Origin of the sequence: Acinetobacter sp. NIPH 2100, from assembly GCF_000369805.1 — a bacterium.
Classification (GTDB): domain Bacteria; phylum Pseudomonadota; class Gammaproteobacteria; order Pseudomonadales; family Moraxellaceae; genus Acinetobacter.
Genome location: NZ_KB850224.1, coordinates 3,162,778 through 3,182,491, shown reverse-complemented (window position 1 = coordinate 3,182,491; position 19,714 = coordinate 3,162,778). Strand labels below are relative to the sequence as shown.

Annotated in this window: 13 protein-coding genes and 5 tRNA genes; 11 read left to right on the top strand and 7 right to left on the bottom strand. The window is 42.0% G+C overall.

The genetic code is table 11. The annotated features are described in order from the left end of the window. Positions 1–46 precede the first annotated feature (46 nt). From F887_RS03410 to F887_RS03420, 3 genes are all read left to right on the top strand, one after another. A complete protein-coding gene (locus tag F887_RS03410) occupies positions 47–2,131 on the top strand; it encodes a methyl-accepting chemotaxis protein (protein ID WP_005296573.1) in 2,085 nt (694 codons plus the stop codon). A 157-nt stretch (positions 2,132–2,288) separates the two neighbouring features. After that, positions 2,289–7,376 carry an Hpt domain-containing protein gene (locus F887_RS03415; protein ID WP_005296571.1) on the top strand — a complete coding sequence of 1,696 codons (5,088 nt, stop codon included), beginning with the start codon at positions 2,289–2,291 and terminating at the stop codon, positions 7,374–7,376. 14 nt (positions 7,377–7,390) lie between these two features. Continuing rightward, positions 7,391–7,846 (top strand): hypothetical protein, encoded by a 456-nt coding sequence (locus F887_RS03420; protein WP_005296569.1) that lies wholly within the window; start codon positions 7,391–7,393, stop codon positions 7,844–7,846. A 48-nt stretch (positions 7,847–7,894) separates the two neighbouring features. Here the strand turns inward: F887_RS03420 and dapE are convergent, their stop codons facing one another. The 3 genes from dapE to F887_RS03435 form a co-directional block, all read right to left on the bottom strand. Then, positions 7,895–9,028, bottom strand: coding sequence for a succinyl-diaminopimelate desuccinylase (gene dapE, locus F887_RS03425; RefSeq protein WP_005296567.1), 1,134 nt, complete (start codon positions 9,026–9,028; stop codon positions 7,895–7,897). A gap of 123 nt (positions 9,029–9,151) precedes the next feature. Next, complete coding sequence (locus tag F887_RS03430; protein WP_016541456.1) at positions 9,152–9,295, bottom strand: entericidin A/B family lipoprotein; 144 nt, start codon at positions 9,293–9,295, stop codon at positions 9,152–9,154. Between the two features lie 121 nt (positions 9,296–9,416). Continuing rightward, positions 9,417–10,274 carry a DUF1853 family protein gene (locus F887_RS03435; RefSeq protein ID WP_005296565.1) on the bottom strand — a complete coding sequence of 286 codons (858 nt, stop codon included), beginning with the start codon at positions 10,272–10,274 and terminating at the stop codon, positions 9,417–9,419. A 100-nt stretch (positions 10,275–10,374) separates the two neighbouring features. Here F887_RS03435 and F887_RS03440 point away from each other — a divergent pair, with 100 nt between their 5' ends. From F887_RS03440 to F887_RS03475, 8 genes are all read left to right on the top strand, one after another. Beyond that, on the top strand, positions 10,375–10,740 hold the full coding sequence (locus tag F887_RS03440; protein ID WP_005288785.1) for a YbaN family protein: 366 nt from the start codon (positions 10,375–10,377) through the stop codon (positions 10,738–10,740). Positions 10,741–11,258: 518 nt separating this feature from the next. Beyond that, the gene (gene elsL / locus F887_RS03445) at positions 11,259–11,768 is read left to right on the top strand and encodes a cell wall-recycling L,D-carboxypeptidase ElsL (RefSeq protein ID WP_005296564.1); all 510 of its coding nucleotides are present in this window, start codon (positions 11,259–11,261) and stop codon (positions 11,766–11,768) included. A gap of 163 nt (positions 11,769–11,931) precedes the next feature. After that, a tRNA-Val gene (locus tag F887_RS03450) sits at positions 11,932–12,007 on the top strand. Between the two features lie 23 nt (positions 12,008–12,030). Then, positions 12,031–12,107: transfer RNA gene (locus tag F887_RS03455), tRNA-Asp, on the top strand. Positions 12,108–12,203: 96 nt separating this feature from the next. Next, a tRNA-Val gene (locus tag F887_RS03460) sits at positions 12,204–12,279 on the top strand. A gap of 40 nt (positions 12,280–12,319) precedes the next feature. Next, positions 12,320–12,396: transfer RNA gene (locus tag F887_RS03465), tRNA-Asp, on the top strand. Positions 12,397–12,497: 101 nt separating this feature from the next. Continuing rightward, positions 12,498–12,573, top strand: a tRNA-Val gene (locus F887_RS03470). 88 nt (positions 12,574–12,661) lie between these two features. After that, a complete protein-coding gene (locus F887_RS03475) occupies positions 12,662–13,144 on the top strand; it encodes a DUF2750 domain-containing protein (RefSeq protein WP_005296562.1) in 483 nt (160 codons plus the stop codon). 22 nt (positions 13,145–13,166) lie between these two features. Here F887_RS03475 and F887_RS03480 read toward each other — a convergent pair whose 3' ends face one another. The 4 genes from F887_RS03480 to yccS all read right to left on the bottom strand — a co-directional run bounded on the left by F887_RS03480 (position 13,167) and on the right by yccS (position 19,609). Then, positions 13,167–13,952 carry a YdcF family protein gene (locus tag F887_RS03480; protein ID WP_005296560.1) on the bottom strand — a complete coding sequence of 262 codons (786 nt, stop codon included), beginning with the start codon at positions 13,950–13,952 and terminating at the stop codon, positions 13,167–13,169. Between the two features lie 121 nt (positions 13,953–14,073). Beyond that, positions 14,074–16,611 (bottom strand): PepSY domain-containing protein, encoded by a 2,538-nt coding sequence (locus F887_RS03485; protein WP_005296558.1) that lies wholly within the window; start codon positions 16,609–16,611, stop codon positions 14,074–14,076. Positions 16,612–16,773: 162 nt separating this feature from the next. Continuing rightward, entirely contained in the window at positions 16,774–17,355 is a 582-nt protein-coding gene (locus F887_RS03490; RefSeq protein WP_005150099.1) for a YcxB family protein, read from the bottom strand. Between the two features lie 79 nt (positions 17,356–17,434). Then, positions 17,435–19,609, bottom strand: coding sequence for a YccS family putative transporter (gene yccS / locus F887_RS03495; protein ID WP_005296557.1), 2,175 nt, complete (start codon positions 19,607–19,609; stop codon positions 17,435–17,437). Positions 19,610–19,714 lie beyond the last annotated feature (105 nt).

Genomic DNA, 19,714 nt, shown 5'->3' with positions numbered 1-19,714 from the left:
TTTAATACGCTACGGAAGATAAACGCGTATTTGGGGAGAAGCTGATATGGGCTTTAAACTTAAAAAAAAGAACGGCAATGGCGATAGTGCAGGGCTGAAAAAAGGCGGTGTGTTCTTAGATAATATTCGAACACAACTTGACCAGTTTTCACGCTTATTCGGTGAGACTGAAAAATCAAAACCGATTATCTATCGTGCTTTAATTGCGTTGGCCCTTGCAGTCATCCTCTTAATATACTTATTCGTCAGCGTACCACGTTCGAATCAATTGACTCGTAGTTTGGGTGAGTTGCGTTTGTTATCGCAAACGATTTCACGCCAAGCGACTGAAGCAACGGCATCTGGTACACCAGAAGCAATGAAAAAATTGGTCGAGTCAGAAAAGCAGTTTGCTGAAAACTTAGATACTGTTGAAAGTGTCTACGGTAAAGGCTCTGATGAATATAAGAAAGTGAGTGGACTTTGGGACAATGTCGCAAAGAATATTGATCTGATTGCATCGCAACAAAAAGTCATTAACCAACTTTACGATACCAACATCTCGATCAGTGAAACGATTCCTGAAATTCAGGCGGAATATAACTTGATGGTCGACCAGATGGTTCGTGAAAACATGCCAAGTAGTCAGGTAATTATCACCAAAAACCAGGTGTTCATTGCAGAACGTATTTTACGTTCGATCAACTCGGTGTTGGTGGGTACAGACAATTCTAGCGTGTCAGCAAACGACTTTGGTGCTGATATTGATACTTTTGGTGTTTATCTGAATGCACAATTAAACGGTAGCTCTGAGCTTGGTGTAGACCGAATTAGTTCTTCGGCTTTACGTGAATCGGTAGATAGCATCAAATCTGATTATGACGCTGTATTGAAATCTGCAGCAGCAACAGTATTGCAAAACGCCAACCAGATCGTGCGTGTACGTCAGGCATCTTCACAAATTTTCTCTCAGTCTGATGCACTTTTGACATCATTAAATGATTTGTCGAATAAAGCAGAAGGCGGTTGGGGTAATGTCATTGCGGGTATTGTACTGATTGGCGCTTTAGGCTTGCTAGTATTCTCTGCACTACAATTACTTGCGCTACGTAGTAATACTGATAAAGAGCGTGTGACACGCTTACAAGATGAATATGACCGTAACCAGAACGCGATTTTACGTTTACTGGATGAGATTGCCGACTTAGCGGACGGTGACTTACGTTCGTATGCAACGGTATCGGAAGATTTTACCGGTGCGATTGCGGACTCGATTAACTTCGCGATTGACCAGTTACGTGACCTTGTATCTCGAATTACAGATACATCTCAAGAAGTTGCACGTTATACCCAAGATACGCAAAGCATTACCAACCAGTTGGCAGAAGCTTCTGAACATCAGGCGCAAGAAATTGCAGGTGCATCTGCGGCGATGAACGAAATGGCATTGTCGATTGACCAAGTATCGGCCAACGCTTCTGAGTCTGCTGACGTAGCACAACGTTCGGTACAAATTGCAACCAATGGTGCGCAAGTTGTAAACCGTTCGATTGAGGGTATGGATCATATTCGTGAACAGATTCAGGAAACTTCAAAACGTATTAAGCGTTTGGGTGAATCTTCTCAAGAGATTGGTAACATCGTCTCGCTGATTAACGATATTGCCGACCAAACGAACATCTTGGCATTAAATGCTGCAATCCAAGCATCGATGGCAGGTGAAGCGGGTCGTGGTTTCGCGGTCGTAGCGGATGAGGTACAACGTCTTGCAGAACGTTCTGCATCAGCAACCAAACAGATCGAAAGCTTGGTAAAAACCATTCAAACAGATACCAACGAAGCCGTAATTTCAATGGAACAAACCACGTCGGAAGTTGTGCGTGGTGCGAACTTGGCAAAAGATGCGGGTATTGCACTGGATGAGATTCAGACGGTATCGGGTGACTTGGCGAAACTGATTGCAAGCATTTCGGATGCAGCAAAACTTCAGTCTGCTTCTGCCAGTCATATTGCCACCACGATGAATGTCGTGCAGGAAATTACTTCACAAACCACAACAGCAACGTTTGATACAGCACGCTCAGTTTCTGAGTTGGCAAATATGGCTGAATCATTACGTGAATCAGTAACTGACTTTAAGTTACCTGATTAAACCGAATTGGGAAGACAGATGGGGGTGTCTGTCTTTCCATTTATTTTAGAGATGTTGGATATCTCAACAAGGTGATGGCGAAATGGAACTACATCTTGTGTGATAGATATACGTAATTTTTACCCACGATTGGTGGATAAAAACGAAAGAAGCAGCTATGAAACAAATATTAAAAACGTTAGTTGAAACGATGACGCTTCCTGAAGACAGTTATCTTGAACAAGATGCAGAGATTCTTGAAATTTTTATTGAAGAATTAGATGAGATCTTTGTTGAGTTAGAACCATTATTAGTTCAATGGACGGAACAACCACATCAGCAAGATGTGCTTACAGACATTCGTCGCCATTTTCATACGCTGAAAGGCTCTGGAAGAATGGTGGGGGCGAAGTCGTCTGGAGAGTTGGCGTGGACGGTTGAAGATACCTTAAATCGTGTCATTGCCGGTACGATCACCTTAAATACTGATATCCAAAGCTATATACAGGCAGTTTTCAATCTTTACCGTTTTAAACTGATTCATGATTTTAAAGCAGTTCAAAGTCATCTGATCGATTTCAGACCACTGGTTTTATTGGGACAACAATTACAACAACAGCAAAGTCCTGAGCCAGCATTGGTCGAGTTATTTAAGCTTGCGACTGATCTGACACATGACGATGTGCTGACAGGTCTTGAATTGGTAGATGCAGAAACAGTTGAAGAAACTGTACCTGATAGCCTTGCAGTTGAATCCCTCGCTGCTGAGACAGCAGTTCATACAGATGATGAGGTTCTTGCGAAGGAAACTTTGGCCATCTTCTTGGAAGAAGCAGAAGAACATCTTGCTACGATTGATCAATTCTTGGTGAATGAACGTCCAAGCAATGATCACTATAATACACTGATTCGAGCATTGCATACCTTACGTGGTAGCTCTGCCATGGCACATGTTGATCATGTGTTTGAGGCCAGCTCAAAAGTTGAGAATCTGTTTAAAACATTATTACAAGAAGAACTAGATTCAAGCTCAGATGAAACAGCACTACTCACGCATTATGCTCAATTTGTACGTGATTATTTACACACCATGAAACTGCAAGGTTCACAGCAGAAATTTGATGAAATCTATGCAACCTTCAATGTTGCATGGGATAGCTACGATTTCCAATTAGAAGAAAAGAATGGAACGACTGTACGACCACAAGGCTTAGTTTCTGAGTTACTCGAACTGAATATTAATGACCTCTTAGATGTCGAGTTTGATTTTGAAAAACGCGCACGTCAGGAATTTCCTCAATATATTCAGTTACTCAGCCAGCAAGCTGAGACCTTGTTACAGCACACCCATCATCATGCAACCATTGGGATGTATCAATACACCAGTCAATTGCGTTCTAGCTATCAAGATATTCTCTTTAAGCCAAGCCTACTCAATCTTGATTATGCATTTGAGCTTTATCATCAAGTACATCAACAGTTTATCCAACTGTTTGATACCTTGGCGGCAGGACAGCGTGTTACCTTAAGCAAAGCGCATGAACTTGTTTTAAATGAATTAAGTTCATTCACTCAACAAAATGTTGAGTCTTTGGAAGCCCCTGTCGTTGAAGAGACGCTGACGGTTGAAGATACCAGTACAGTTGAATTACAGGCAGCTACACCTGTTATTGCGAGCACAGATCTAGCAGCCCAGTTCGCTTTAGATAAGCAACAGTTACAGTCGGATGATGCGAATCGAGACTTTGATCCTGACTTATTGGATATCTTCCTTGAGGAAGCCGATGAATTACTGGGTGGGATTGATACTGATCTGAATACATGGACTGCGGACCATCAAAATATCAATGCCTTGAAAAATTTGATGCGCTATCTGCACACCTTAAAAGGTGGTTCAAATATGATTCAAGCGCGTCATATTGGTTTGATTGCGCATGAATTAGAAACCATTTATGAAAAGTTAATCAACCAACAGATTCAGGCAACACCACAACTGATTTCTGTGATTCGCTCGGTTCAAGATGATATTGCTGATCGAATTCAAACCATTCGTGATCAAAAAATTGATTATCCATCAACGCATACTTTAACTGTTCTAGCCAATTTAGCTCAAACAGCGCCAGCTGCTGAACTGGCGGAAACTGAATCTGAAAGCATAAAATTAGAAGATCAGTTTGAATCCATCCAAGACGATACTGTAGAAGCAGAAACGATTGTTTCTGCGGCACCTGTTCAACTTGAAGCATCATCATCTACAACGATTGATGTCACTGCATTCGCTGCACAGTTGGCCTTGGATAAGCAACAGTTACAATCCAGTGATGCAAACCGAGACTTTGATCCAGACTTATTGGATATCTTCTTAGAAGAAGCTGATGAGTTGATGGGTGGGATTGATGCTGATCTCAATACATGGACTGGTGATCATCAGAATATCAATGCTTTGAAGAACTTGATGCGTTATTTGCACACCCTCAAAGGTGGTTCAAATATGATTCAAGCGCGTCATATTGGTTTGATTGCACATGAATTGGAAACGATTTATGAAAAGCTGATCAACCAACAAATTCAGGCAACGCCACAACTGATTGCGATTATTCGATTAGTCCAAGACGATATTGCCGATCGTATCCAAACCATTCGTGATCAGCAAACCGATTATCCATCAACCCATGTGGTGCAGCTACTTCAACAGGCAGATCAAACGGTTGCTGCTGCGGCGCTTGAGCCAGTTGTTGATACTGTAGACATCTTGGAAACAGCTGAAACTGAGACAGTCGAGACTCAAACGGAAGTGCCTGAGTCCGTCGAAACTGAAATCGAAGTACAGTCGATAGCACTTGAAGAGCTAGTCAGCAGTGTTGAAGTCGAAGAGGAAGTACTTGAAGATACTTCAGCAGCTCAAACCGTTGAGACAGAGACGGCATCGGCTGAAGATGATGTTCGCTCTCTAGTTGAACAAACCTTCCTTGAAGAAGCGGAAGAGTTAATAGAGCAGGCCCAAGGCTTATTAAAACAGTGGTTTGATCAACGTGGTAACCGTAGTTTACTGTTGCAGTTACAGCGTAACGCCCACAGTCTTAAAGGCGGGGCGCGTATGGCAGAAATGGATGCGATTGCCATTATTGCCTACCACCTAGAAAATGCTTTCGAGCAATTTGGTGTACATCATTTCAACTCGAATGTGTATGACAATCTGCTTAACACTGCATTTGCATGGCTTGAGGATGCGATCTCTAAACGCCAATATGCGAACTTTGATGGTTTAAAACAAAGTTTAGAGAAGATGGAGTTTGTAGACGTTTCTGCACAACTACCACAGAAGCTTTCTGCGAAAGATATCTTTACCCCTGACTATACAATGGAGTTTGTTCAGGGCGATGGTACTGAGCCACCGTCAATGTTAGGCGAGTGGGAAACCACAGAACGCATTGAACAGAATAATGAAATGATCCGTGTCTCTGCTGACGTCATCGAGAAGATGATTGATTTGTCAGGAGAAAATGCGATCAACCGTTCACGTATCGAGATGGACTTAGGTCAGTTGGGCGGTACCTTGACGGAAATGGAACTGGCGATCAAACGTTTGGCCGATCAGTTACGCCGAATGGAAGGTGAGTTGGAAAGTCAGATTATTGCGCGCCATGGTGGTGAAAACTCGCGTTATGCTGACTTTGACCCATTGGAAATGGACCAATACTCATCATTGAACCAACTGTCTAAATCATTGGCAGAATCTGCATCGGATTTGGTTGATTTTAAAACCACGCTGTCTGAAAAGATTCGTGATACCGAAGGTTTGTTACTACAGCAGTCTCGTATCCAAGCTGAAATTCAAGAAAGTTTGATGCGGACACGTCTGGTTCCATTCTCACGCTTATTGCCGCGTTTGCAACGGATCGTGCGTCAAACTGCTTCAACGTTAAACCGTCCAACAGAGCTGGTGGTCAATAATACCGAAGGTGAATTAGACCGCAGTATTCTTGAGCGTTTGGTGGCTCCGTTTGAACATATGTTACGTAACGCGATTGACCACGGGATTGAAGATCGTGAGCAACGTTTGCAGGCACAAAAGCCAGAAACTGGACATATCGTACTGAACATTGGCCGTCAGGGTACGGATGTGGTGGTGACCTTCAGTGATGATGGTAAAGGGATTGATGTTAACCGCATTAAAGAAAAAGCCTTACAAACGGGTTTGATGACCAAAGATCAGAAGCTGGATCAGGAAGAAATTCTACAATTTATCTTCCATCCTGGCTTTAGTACCGCAGCTCAAGTCACTCAAATTTCTGGACGTGGTGTCGGTCTGGATGTGGTGCAAAGTGATATTAAAACCTTGGGCGGTCATGTCAGTGTCGACTCAACTTTAGGCAAAGGAACCACTTTTACCATTCGCGTTCCAACCACCGTGGCGGTAAGCGATGCCTTGATGGTAAAAGCAGGCGATCAACAATTTGCTTTCCCATTGGCACAGATCGATCGTATTGTCCGTATTTCGCCAATGGCATTAGAGCAGTACTTCGATAGCCAAGAAGACTACTTCAGTATCGACCAAGAACGCTATCGTTTACGTTATTTGTCGGAGTTCGTTGCAGGGCAACCAATTCCACGTTTGAGTGGTGTAGTTCACTCATTACCTGTACTGTTGATTAAAGGGGCGCAAGGTCAAACCACAGCCTTGCTGGTCGACCAACTGATTGGTTCGCGAGGACAAATTGTTGTAAAACCTGTTGGTCAACAGTTCTCAAGTATTGGGGTCATTGCGGGTGCAACGATTCTCGGTGATGGTCAAGTCTGCTTGATTCTAGATGGTCAAAACATTGCTCGACAAGCACAGTCGACTGCCCGCAGTAAACAAGCGGATGAGACTTATACCAAGCAGCGTTATGATGAACGTCGCCTGATTATGATTGTCGATGACTCGGTAACGGTACGTAAGGTGACATCTCGCTTGTTAGAACGTCAAGGTTATGATGTGGTGACTGCGAAAGATGGTGTTGATGCGATCGAGCAACTTGAGACGATTAAGCCAGATCTGATGTTGCTGGATATCGAGATGCCGCGTATGGATGGTTTTGAAGTATCGAATCTGGTACGACACCATGAAATACACCGAGATCTGCCAATCATTATGATTACGTCACGTACCGGTGAGAAGCATCGTGAACGTGCATTATCGCTCGGTGTAAACCAATATATGGGTAAACCATTCCAAGAAGAGGCACTTCTGGAAAATATTGAAAGCTTACTGGCTGTGCGCTAAGAGGTGAAAAAATAATGGCTAAGAAAAGCGCAAATTCGACACTGGGGCAGATTGACCAGCAAGAGTTACAACATTTAATCACGGTTTCAACGGGATTTATTGATGCATATATTATTCAATGCCATCAAAAAGTGCCGATGCTGTTACCACAAAATATTGTGCTATCAGCAATGGATACGCAAACCAATGTAGATCATATCGAATGGCATGATCTAAAACTTCCTGTCTATGCGGTGAATGATCCGAAGCAGAAACAGGGGGTTGCATTGGTGATTGAAGGGGACGATGTTTCTGAGCGATTTGCCCTTGTCTGTAATGAAATGCCCGAATCGATTCGTGTGCGTATTTCGGAGATTGTAGATGAAGAGCGCGAAACCGATGATGACAAAGTCTTTAAATATGTAAAAATGGGTGAACATGAATTCTATGTTCCCCATCTACAAAATATACAGACCCAGCTTGGGTTGTAATAAAAACGGAACTCATTTGAGTTCCGTTTTTATTGATATCTTTTATTTTTAAGCAAGCAGCTCGATTAAAATCTGTTCATAGATTTCAGCCAGTGGCTCAAGCTCCGCCACATTAACATGCTCATTAATCTGATGAATCGTGGCATTCAACACGCCTAATTCAAGTACTTGTGCGCCTGTGGGTGCAATAAAGCGGCCATCTGACGTTCCACCGCTGGTTGAAAGTACCGTATCAACACCCGTGACATTTTTAATTGCAGTTTTTGCCGCATTCACCAATTCACCGACAGGCGTAAGGAATGGCAAACCCGATAAAGTCCACTGAATATCATAATTCAGTTGATGTTTATCTAAGGTCTCAAGTACACGTTGTTTTAAAATGTCAGCAGTGACTTCGGTTGAATAACGGAAATTGAAAGTGACTTTTAAGGTACCTGGAATAACGTTGGTTGCGCCAGTGCCTGCTTGAATATTGGAAATTTGAAACGAAGTTGCAGGGAAATATTCATTACCATTGTCCCAAGTCGTTTCACACAATTCATTGATAGCTTTAGACGCAGAGTGAATTGGGTTTTCAGCAAGATGTGGATAGGCAACATGACCTTGCTTACCATGAACCGTAAGTAGGGCATTGAGAGAGCCACGACGGCCATTCTTAACGATATCACCCAATTGATTTGTGCTCGATGGTTCACCCACCAAACACCAAGTCATCTTTTCATTACGCGCTTCTAATGTTTCAACGACTTTAACGGTACCGTTAATCGATGGGCCTTCTTCATCAGAGGTGATCAGATAGGCGATCGAGCCTTTATGATTCGGATGTTTTGCGACAAAGCGTTCAGACGCAACAATCATTGCAGCCAAAGCCGTTTTCATGTCCGCAGAACCGCGACCATATAACTTACCATCGCGAATGCTCGGCAGGAATGGATCTGAATTCCATGCATCTAAATGGCCAGTGGGTACCACATCGGTATGTCCTGCAAAGCAGAATACTGGATTTTCAGTACCGCGACGCGCCCATAAATTATCAACATCTTCAAAACGCATGTGTTCGATATTAAAGCCAATCTTTGCCAAGCGTTCAGCCATGATGTTCTGGCAATCATGGTCTACAGGAGTAACAGAAGGTTGACGTAGGAGTTGTAAACTAAGTTCAAGCGTATCGGAATGGTTCATGCGAGATGTAGCTAAATCTGGTGAAATGTGAACCGATATAATAGGGGAATATGCAGCAGAAAGGTATGGGAAAATAAACCTTATCTAGGTTTAGATAAGGTTTTGGTAAGTTGCTTTCAGGGATTACATTTTATCTTGTGTTTTCTCCGCAGTTTGTGTGACTTTATCACCTGCCTTAGACACATCTTTACCAATACCTTTGAATGTATTACAGCCAGTTAAAACAAAAGCAGTCATGATTGAAGCAACTAAAATTTTTTTCATCATCGTCTCCATTTCAATTTAATTATGATGTACTTAAGAGGCTAAAAAAGTTAACAGGAAATGACCATGTGGGTTTGATGGTAGATATGTTATAAAATGTTAATTTGTAGAATAATAATTCACTTTATTTCATAAATAAAAGTGAAGGTTGGCGGAACATATAAAAAGCACAGGTGGGAGTTTTTTGATGATAAAGCCCATTGGTCCACCAGACTGCGGTTTGTGATGAGGGCGCTAAATCAGGACAGAGCCATTCATGCCGTTGTAAGCGATAATAAGGCGTTTGCGGGATATGCGTACCCCATTGCCCTAAACGTCGTGATGCATTAATCCAAGACGGTAAACTTAAGCTGTTTTGTGGTTCAGGTAGATAGAGTTGGCCTTTCATTACGGCAAACTTTCTTTGAATTTGATGGTGACTGGCTTCTGAAAATTGAAATTGACGTTCGGTAAAATGTTTTAACTTTCGGTGCAAAGTATCTTCTCGATTCAGTCCGTACCATTCCGCTAAATCTAATTTGTTTTCACCTAGATAATATTTTAAAGCCACTTCCCAGTGTTCAATTTCATCTGTGTGTGTATTGAGTACAACAAAATCAAGTTCGCCTAATGTCACAGCACCTGCGATTTTTTGGATACTATGTCCTAACAGCTGATAAGGATGGTAAGCATCATCTTGTAGCCAAAACCACAATAAATTTTCAAAACGCAAACCGAGGCGTGTACTTTTTAATTGTGCAAGAAAATCCATTAGGGGCTTAGGCTGCTGATCGAGCTGTTTCAATCTCTGTTCATAGTTTTGGTAATGGCTGTGCCAAATCGAATCGTGATGCAGCTCAAAATGATGCTTTACATTTAGGTCGTTGGGAATTTGAGCCAAAATATTCGGACTGGCAATACAAAACGCTAAATGTCGTACGATAGGATGCTTAAACTGTAACCACGGTTCAAAATAACTGGAAGTGGTAATCAGGTTAGACATGAATTAACTCAATCATTGAAATAATAAGTGAAGTTTAAGAAAGAACGATAAAAACACTTTATACTAGCACGGTTGTAAATCGGTGTTGGTTAATTGCTCAATGAAAACATTATTCTGGCGTAGTTTAGTCGTGATTTTTATTACGTTAGGAATTATTGGTGCAATTCTGCCAGGGATGCCAACCACTGTATTTCTGATTTTGGCAGCATGGGCGGCGTCGAAAGGCTGGCCTGAAATGGATGCATGGTTATTGAATCATCCTAAATATGGTCCGACCTTACGCAATTGGCGTGAACATGGCACGGTTCCTCGTAAAGCAAAATGGATCGCCAGTATCATGATGTTGCTCAGTGGTATTTTGATGCTATTTACCAATGCGCCATTTTGGGTAAAAGTCTTTACTGATGTCACTATGTTTATCGTGGCAGTGTGGCTGTGGTTAAGACCCGAGCCTGAGCGAGGATAAACAAAGCAACGCTTTGTCCGAGCGCAAGACGAGCAGCTATGCTGCGAGTGGCGAGTTAAGAAGAGTAACGCTCTTGCGGAATATATTCCTCATGCGCAAGACGAGAACTATGTTCGAGTAAAGGTGTTAAGAAAAGCAACGTTTTGTCCGAGCGCAAGACGAGCGGCTATGCCGTGAGTGGTGAGGATAAAACAAACTTAAAGCTTTTCCTGAATCTCAAGACCTTACGCCAAATATGGCTCATATGCCGCGAGTGGCGAGTTAAGAACAGCAACGCTCTTGCGGAATATATTCCTCATATGCAAGACGATAAGCTTAAGAAAAGCAATCCTTTCTCCTGCGAATCGATTAAAGCGCTACTTAACGCCGATCCAAAGGATCAGAACAAGATCAAATCATGTTGCATTGTTTTGTTTCTATATTTAGAACTAACGAGCAATTAAAACTACCTAAAAATACAAGAAAAAGATTGTAGTCTATGTTGAAATAAAACTGTTCTATCATCTATCGAGATAAAAATGAGCTATACCCTAGATCAGGCAGATATCGTCATTGATTTAGCAAAACAAACCTTACATTTGCCAAAACATAATAAATTCTATGTGATCTCTTCTGGTAAAAACGGTATTGGCGAACAGGAAAATAGTGGTAAAACCCCAAGAGGCTGGCATCAAGTTGCACAAAAAATTGGGGGAGATGCCCCTAAAAACGCCGTATTTATTGCACGTCAGCCTACTGGTGAAGTGTATAACCAACAATTGGCGCAGCAATTTCCACAACGTGATTGGATTTTATCTCGCATCTTATGGTTGGATGGTTTAGAAGATGGTTTTAATCATGGGGAAGGGTGCGATACCTTTAAGCGCTATATCTATATTCATGGTACGCCAGATACAGAACCGATGGGCATTCCGATGTCACATGGCTGTATTCGGATGAAGAATGATGAAATTCTTGAATTGTATGAACTCGTTTCTGAGCAAGCTGTGGTTTATATTTCTGAGCAAGCCTTAGAAAATAATGCATGAAAATGCAAATAAGTGCTTAAATAAAATACGGAAATGTTGGTTTTTTCAAAGAATTACTTATTTTTTAATCATTCACACGGTTTTTTAGGAAAAGAGTGGCAAAAGCGTTTGACAGGCTGTAAAGATTCTCTATAATGCACCTCACAAACGATGAAGACGTTAAGGGCGCTTAGCTCAGTTGGTAGAGCGTCTGCCTTACAAGCAGAATGTCGGCGGTTCGATCCCGTCAGCGCCCACCAAGCCTTTACGTTAAAACTCAAGTGCAGCGGTAGTTCAGTTGGTTAGAATATCGGCCTGTCACGCCGAGGGTCGCGGGTTCGAGCCCCGTCCGCTGCGCCACTTAAATTTGCAAGAGTGAATACCTTAGGATACAAGATGGCATACTCTGTTTTCTTGCGTCATAAAGATTGATAGTTAATCAGTTTTTATTCCTTAGGGCGCTTAGCTCAGTTGGTAGAGCGTCTGCCTTACAAGCAGAATGTCGGCGGTTCGATCCCGTCAGCGCCCACCATAATTTGTGACATTTACTTCTCGCTATGAAGTAATCCAGTGCAGCGGTAGTTCAGTTGGTTAGAATATCGGCCTGTCACGCCGAGGGTCGCGGGTTCGAGCCCCGTCCGCTGCGCCATTCTCTTGATTCCCTGTTCAAGAGGGTGAAAATGTAAGACACTACGCACTCCGTTTGTCTTGCGTCATAAAAATTGATATTTAATCAATTTTTATTCCTCAGGGCGCTTAGCTCAGTTGGTAGAGCGTCTGCCTTACAAGCAGAATGTCGGCGGTTCGATCCCGTCAGCGCCCACCATATCTCTCTTCAAAGCTCATATCATTGTAATCAATACAAAGTTATTCTATGATTAGCGTCAATAATGATTCTAATATTGAAGTACTTTATGAGAAACCCTTATCAACGCAAGGCTGCGTCGAAATCTCAAACCACACCTTCTGGTTCTTCACTCAAAGACGCTTACCGTCAGTTTATTCAAAATATTATTATGCAACGCCACGTGATTGCGCTTTATCATGACGGGTGGGCTTTATGCTCAACGCCTTCTGGACAGCATGCATTATCCGTTTGGCAGAATAAAAGTTTGGCAAAATTACTGATTAAAGACAATTGGGCGCAATACGAAATCCAAGAAGTGCCATTCGTGGCTTTTATTGAAAAGATGATTCCATTTTTAAAAGAAAACAATACGATTTTATCTTTAGATTTAACACCAGAGGGAAATAATCTGTTGGTTTCCCCTGATGCTTTATTATTGGATATTAAGAATTTTTTATATCAAGTTTATTTACAACGCCCAGATGTATTTGCTGAGTTAAAACTACCATTACCACGTGATATTCGTTTGCATAACTCAGCATCATCCTGAGATTGAGAGAATAATCTCTCAATCAATACTCATTTAACAGCCAACCACTGGCATAGGCAAAGTATTCTCTTAACCATGCGTTATAACGTGTCGCCAAAGGTGTGGTTGCACCCAGCAGGGTGATATTGCTATAACCTTGTTTCTTGGCAATTGCTGAGGCGCGTAAAGTATGGAAATCACTGGTCACGATTGCAATGGGTTGCTGGATATTGATGTGTTGTGCCTGTAATAAGGTCTGACTATTTTTGAGATTTAGCTCAGTGCTGGTACTTTTGTCTTCTAAAATAATTTGTGATGCAGGTACATGATAGTGCTGTTGTACATAGCGTGACATCACTGCAGCTTCGCTATTAGTTTCACCAAAATCAATACCACCGGTCATAACTAATTTTGCTTGGGGCTGAGCTAAAGCAACCGGCGCGGCACGGTCTAGGCGTTTCGCCAATGTGGCAGAAGGTTGTCCGTTTTCAACACCACTACCTAATACAATGATGGCTTTAACAGGAGGGACAGCTTGAGTCTGCTCATTATTGTCTGAGAGATAATCAAAAAAATAGCCCAAGCTGACGATCCAGATCCAAAAGCAAAGCCAACCAAAACGCCAAATGGAATGCAAACGGAAATGATAGAAGAAGAAACGTTCAATGTGATAATAGAAATAAGCATACAGGCAGAAAAATAACCCAAGCAGCAGCGGGAGTACGGTTCCGATATGAATCTTTTTAAAGGCGATCAGAATTGCGCCATCGATGAAAAGAATTGAACCGATAAGGGCTAAAGCAATACGAACCCATGAACTTATTTGCATAATCTTAATTGTGTCGATTTGAACCGTGCTAAGTGTATGCAAAATTCTAAGAAAGGCAAATTCTCTTATCGTCTTATGAAAAAAACGAGTGACTGGCACTCGTTTTTTAGATTGAAAAGAATTAATACACGTCTCGACGATAACGTCCAGCTTGTCTTAATGCATCAAGTTTTTCTTCACTCAGGATATCAATCAACGCTTGATCAACGCCTGAAGCCATACCTTCAATGCTACCGCAGACGTAAATCACAGCGCCTTGATCAACCCATTTAATCAGTTCATCAGCATTGTTGCGTAATACTTCCTGAACATAGATACGTTGTTCCTGATCACGAGAGAAAGCCAGATCTAGACGCTGTAGTGTTCCCATGTTTAACCAGGCTTGAATGGTTTCTTGGTAGAAGAAATCATGTTCGCGTTGGCGCTCACCAAAGATCAGCCAGTTGGCTGTGTAATTTTGTCGATTACGCTGTTGTAACAAGCTCATCAAACCAGCAATACCTGTACCATTACCAATACAGATAATCGGGCGGTTATCGTCAATTAAATGGAAGGATTCATTGGTCCGAATACGTAAAGCAACCGTTTGCTTAAGCTCTGCAAATTCGGTTAACCAACCAGAACCAAGGCCGAGTTGATCATTTTCATCGCGTTTTTGACGAACCACCAGTCGCAGTATTTGTTGCGATGGAATACTGGCAATCGAATATTCACGCGTTGGTAAAGTCGGCAACTGTTCCAGTAAATCTTCAAGCGAACTGAAAGGCTTGATTTCAACCCGCAAATTTTTATCCCAAAGTGCTTGTTCAATATTTTGGTTCAATGATTTAACGATACTGTGGGCTGGGGTTTGGTACTTGATCAAGAAGTCTTGAATTTCAGCTAGGCTATTGGCTGGTTGAATCTCAGCAATATCGCCTGCATGCCATGTCATATCAGAAGCTGTAGTGAGTTCGATGTTATACGCTGCTTGCCCTAAACTGTCTGGATTGAGCAGGGAGCGTTCGCTTAAGGTCCATTGATCAAATACTTTCTCAATATTCATCGCATGTAGCTCATGCTGAGTCACCGCAGATAAGCCTTGATTCCAACGCTGAATATCGTTGGCATTGGCATTATCCACCTCGATCAAATCGAACAATGGTTGTGCTTTGCATTGTTTTAGCCATGCATCTACGGTATAACCAAAGCTGCAATAGCTATCTGGATATTCTTTTGATCCCATTGCCAAGACTGCATATTGCATTTGACTGAGGTCAAGGTTTTGCTGCATCAGTTTCTTGCTGAAACTTGCGGCGAGATCGGGTGCCTCACCTGTACCATAAGTACTTACAACAAATAAAACTTGCTCCGCCTGCAGTAGGTCTTGCTCGGTGAGCTGTTGAATAGGTTTAACCGTGGTGGGCTGCTGTGCTTCCTGTAAACTTGTTGCAGTACGCCAAGCAATTTGTTCAGCGACGCCTGTTTGCGTTGCGTAAGTGATGAGCCACGGTGTTGCATTCGGGTCAATGCGCTGAGCGCTTAAAGACTGACGTGCAGCTTGGGTGAGCTTCTTCTGCTTGCGACGTTTAAGATATAGCATCCAACCCGTCACGAAGAATAAAGGCATGGCCAATGAAGCCAGCATGGCAATAAATTGATAGGTTGAACCAAAGAAACTGCCACGATGCACAGGCAGCATGCTGCTCATGATTTTTTCATTGAGCTTCTTGTCTTCATACAGTTCAAATTTTTCGAATTTATTCTCTTGATAGTTATAAACTGCTTGGTTACGTGCACGTTCATGTTGAGGAATGACATCGACAAAGGATAATTCAACCTTGGCATCATCGTGTTTAGGAATATTTAAAGTAAGGCTAGAATATTCACGACCAATTTGAGCATTTACACCTGTCCATGTTTGGGTGAGGATGGTATTGACCTGCGTTTTTGCCAATTCAGGTTGTTTATCTTTACCACGTTCATTATTTTGTTGATTGCGTTGTGGCTGTTCAACCCCCATGACTTTGAACATACCTGCGCGCCACCAGTCATAAGACCAATATAAACCAGTGCAGGCAAATAACAGATAGAACACGATGACCCATGTGCCAACAACGGCATGTAGATCCCAAATGAAATTTCGGCCTTTAAGTTTTGGCTTAATAAAGAACCATTGTTTAATGGTATGTTTCTTTGGAAAGCGTAGATAGATACCACTCAATACAAAGAAAATCAGCATCAGGGTAGATGCCCCAGTAATCTGTGCCCCAAACTCACCAGCGGTTAAATTACGGTGCAAACGCTGAATAAATTGCAGCGTATCACGACCTTTAACTTCAGGTAATACTGCTGCTGTATATGGGTTTACCATCATATTATAGCCACGACGCGCACCTTCTTTTTTAATATTGACGGTTGACGATTCGGTTGGATCAGCAGCGATGGTAATACTGTTAATTTCAATCTCTGGTTGTTGTTGATTGAAATGCTGATACAGCTGTGCAGGGGTGAGTTTTGGTGTTTGGGCAGCCTCAACCACATAACTGTCTTGGTTGACCCATTTTAGAATTTGTGGCTCGTAAGAGTAAATTGCACCCGTCACACCCATTAAAGAAAGAATGAGCCCCGCGGTAATCCCTAAAAACCAATGGATTTGGAAGAAAACTTTTTTAAACATGGTCAAAAAATGGAAAGATAATGAAATTCATGTAAAAAATTATAACCTAAGAATAAGAACACAATATGGATTTTGCAGGTAATATTGATTTTGATTCTCATTTGTTTTAATGGGCATTAAAAAACCTCTCATGGCGAGAGGTTTTTTATAGTGATTAAGCTATTAGATTGATTTAGGCGCACCAACCGTTTCATTCAAGTGTCTACGTACGGTATTGAACGAGAAATTCTTCGAGTCCATACGCTTTGGTAAAATATAGGCACCTTGTTGTTCTTCGCCTTTTGTTTTTACCTTAAAGTTCACTAAAATAAAGTCTGGCGAGCTATACCATTCGTAAATGTCTTTCCAGCCAATCGTTGCAGTGCCTTCCTGAAGCCCCATTTTTTGGCGCATCACGATACCATGAGGTTGCACACCTAAACGAAGCCCTTTAATTTCTTGAACAGGGAATTCGGTCATCTTGCGTTTGACATACCATTCTAGACCAAATCGTTTGATGAGGTAGAAAAGTGCCACACCGATAATCACCACCCAACAAATCACAGTTGAGTAGGTGGAGTAATATTTAATAAGTCCTGCAGCAACTAAAGAAAGCACAACTAGTGCAATCATAATCATCCATGCTTTGCGGCTGAATTTGTTAGTACTACGCCAAATCATAAGTTGAGCTTGACGTTGTTCAGCTTCAGAAACTTCGTAAGGAACAGGTTGTAGCGTATAAGCGTATAGCGTTTTGGCGGTCATAGTGTAAAAAATGAGTTTAGAACTGGATTAAGTTTAACACCTATTGGCATGCAAAGATATTATGCCAAAGGTGGATACGTTACAGAGATGCAAACTCAGTGCCATCTTCATTGGGTTCATGGCTTAAACTTTGTTTCAGCATACTTAAACGGGTCAAGACACTGAGCATCAATGAAAGCTGCTGCAAAATAATTAATGCTTTGGGATCATGATCTTCATCTGTGTTTAAACGCTCACGGATGGTTTGCATCATATTTTGTGCCGATAAATCAGGGACTTCATCTCGGAGCAGCGCACCTTGAATATCATCTAAAGCCTGATCCAGTAAGGTCAATACTTGTTGATCTTGAATTTGCTCACGATGCGCACCTAAGGCAGCAATATAACTTAAAAATGTATGACTCAGACATAAAAACTCAAATGCCAAGCTTTTTTGATTCACATCAATATTTGGTTCAGTGGCAATCGTCGAAATGAGTGATGCCACTTCCGCATCAGTATTATGTGCAGCTCGTCGAACCACCCGATAATTCAAGGCATTGTTCCGCCCCTGATGATACTGTGCAACCACTTCTGCTAGATATTTACATTGTGCCTGTAACGAGCGTTGAATCGAACGGGGCAGTCTGCGGAATTTCCAGTCTGGCCAGATAAAGCTGACACCAAACCAAGCTAAGGCACAGCCAATTACAGTATCGATTAGGCGCGGCAAACCTGCTGCAAAAGCGGAACCATCTAGATTAAAGTTGATTAACGCTAGAATGGTAATAAATGCAGTGGCTTGCGCATATTGCTTACTACGTAATTCTAAAAATAGAACACCGCTCAGCACCAGCATCACCAATTGACCTTCTATTGAAGGAATAAAGTAGATAATCGCGAGACCAACAATAATCCCAACCAAAGTTCCGACGATACGTAAATATAAACGTCGTTTGGTAGCATTGAAGTTGGGTTGGCAGACAAACAGCGCGGTGAGTAAAATCCAGTAGCCATACGCAATATTGGTGAGCTGAATAAACAGATAACCAATAAATAAGACAATCGACAAGCGGATTGCATGTCGGAATAACACGGATTCAGGGGTGAGGTGTTGTTTCACTCGAACAAGGATGTCATTCCAACCTTTCAGATCGTCGTCCTTCAACTGGTTTTCTGCATGTTGGGCATTGATCTGTTGCAGATTTCGTTCGGTCTCTAAGTTTTGTAATTGTGCATCAATCGATTTAAGGTTTTGATACAGTGCAAATAGGGCATTAATTCGCACTTGATCGTAAAGCCCCTCTTGTTTGAGCTTTTCCAGCGATAAGCGTAGATTTTCAAAAGTATGTTTAAAACGTTTGTTATGCACATATCGGGTACGGCTCAAAATGGATTGAGCCAGATCCTGACAAGCTTTACCTTGAATCGACAAGATACGCTGGAAGCGAAACAAGATGTCGCTGTGCTGAAATACTTTGGCCAGCTTTTGATAATCAATATGTGCGGAATCAGCACGTTCATGGATATCTTGTGCCACAAAATAATATTGCAGACTACGCCGTGTATCTTTTTGTCCACGGTCACCTTTTAAGCGGGTCAACAGGGACATACGCATATCATTAAAGATCGCCACCAATTTGCCGTTTTCCAAGGCAATATCAATCATGCTTTGTTGATAGCTTGAGGGCGTCATATCCACATCAAATAAATTTGATTTGGCAAATAAGAAGCTGCCCAATGCCGTATAGGAGGCAGACAACTGATCTTGTACTTTTCGCACTGGAAAAAGCAGAAAGCTAATGGTAGACAGCAGTCCATACCAAGCTGCCCCAAGCACTAACAGCGCGGGTTGTAGATACCATTGTTCAAATAAGTGTACCCCGAGCATGGTATAGACCGAGACCACCAAACACCCGTAAGCAATCGTCGCATAGCGCCGACCTAAAGAGCCGAGTAAGATCCAGCCAATACATGAGGCAATCAGTCCAATTGCAAAAGCAACAGGGTAGGGAAAGAGCAGTTGAACCGAAGCAGCAGTAATGAAGAATCCAATATAGGTATAGATCAGATTCATGATCCGTACCGAAAAGCGGTCATCAATATCACTAATCGCTGCGGCAACCACACCCAAAGTTAGTGGAATAGTTGCCAATTGATAATTTAAAAGATAGGGAACAAAAGCTGTGCCCGTAAAGGCGATTAACATGCGCACGTTATACATTAACGTGGTGTTATAGGTTGCTTGTCTTAAACGTCCGAACCAAGGATTCAAAGTTTGTCCTTTTTATATTCTGCAATCGATTTTCTGATTCTTATTATGCACAAATATGTTGAGGATGCTAAGCTTAGAATCCAGTAATAAGTGAAAAGTAGTGCA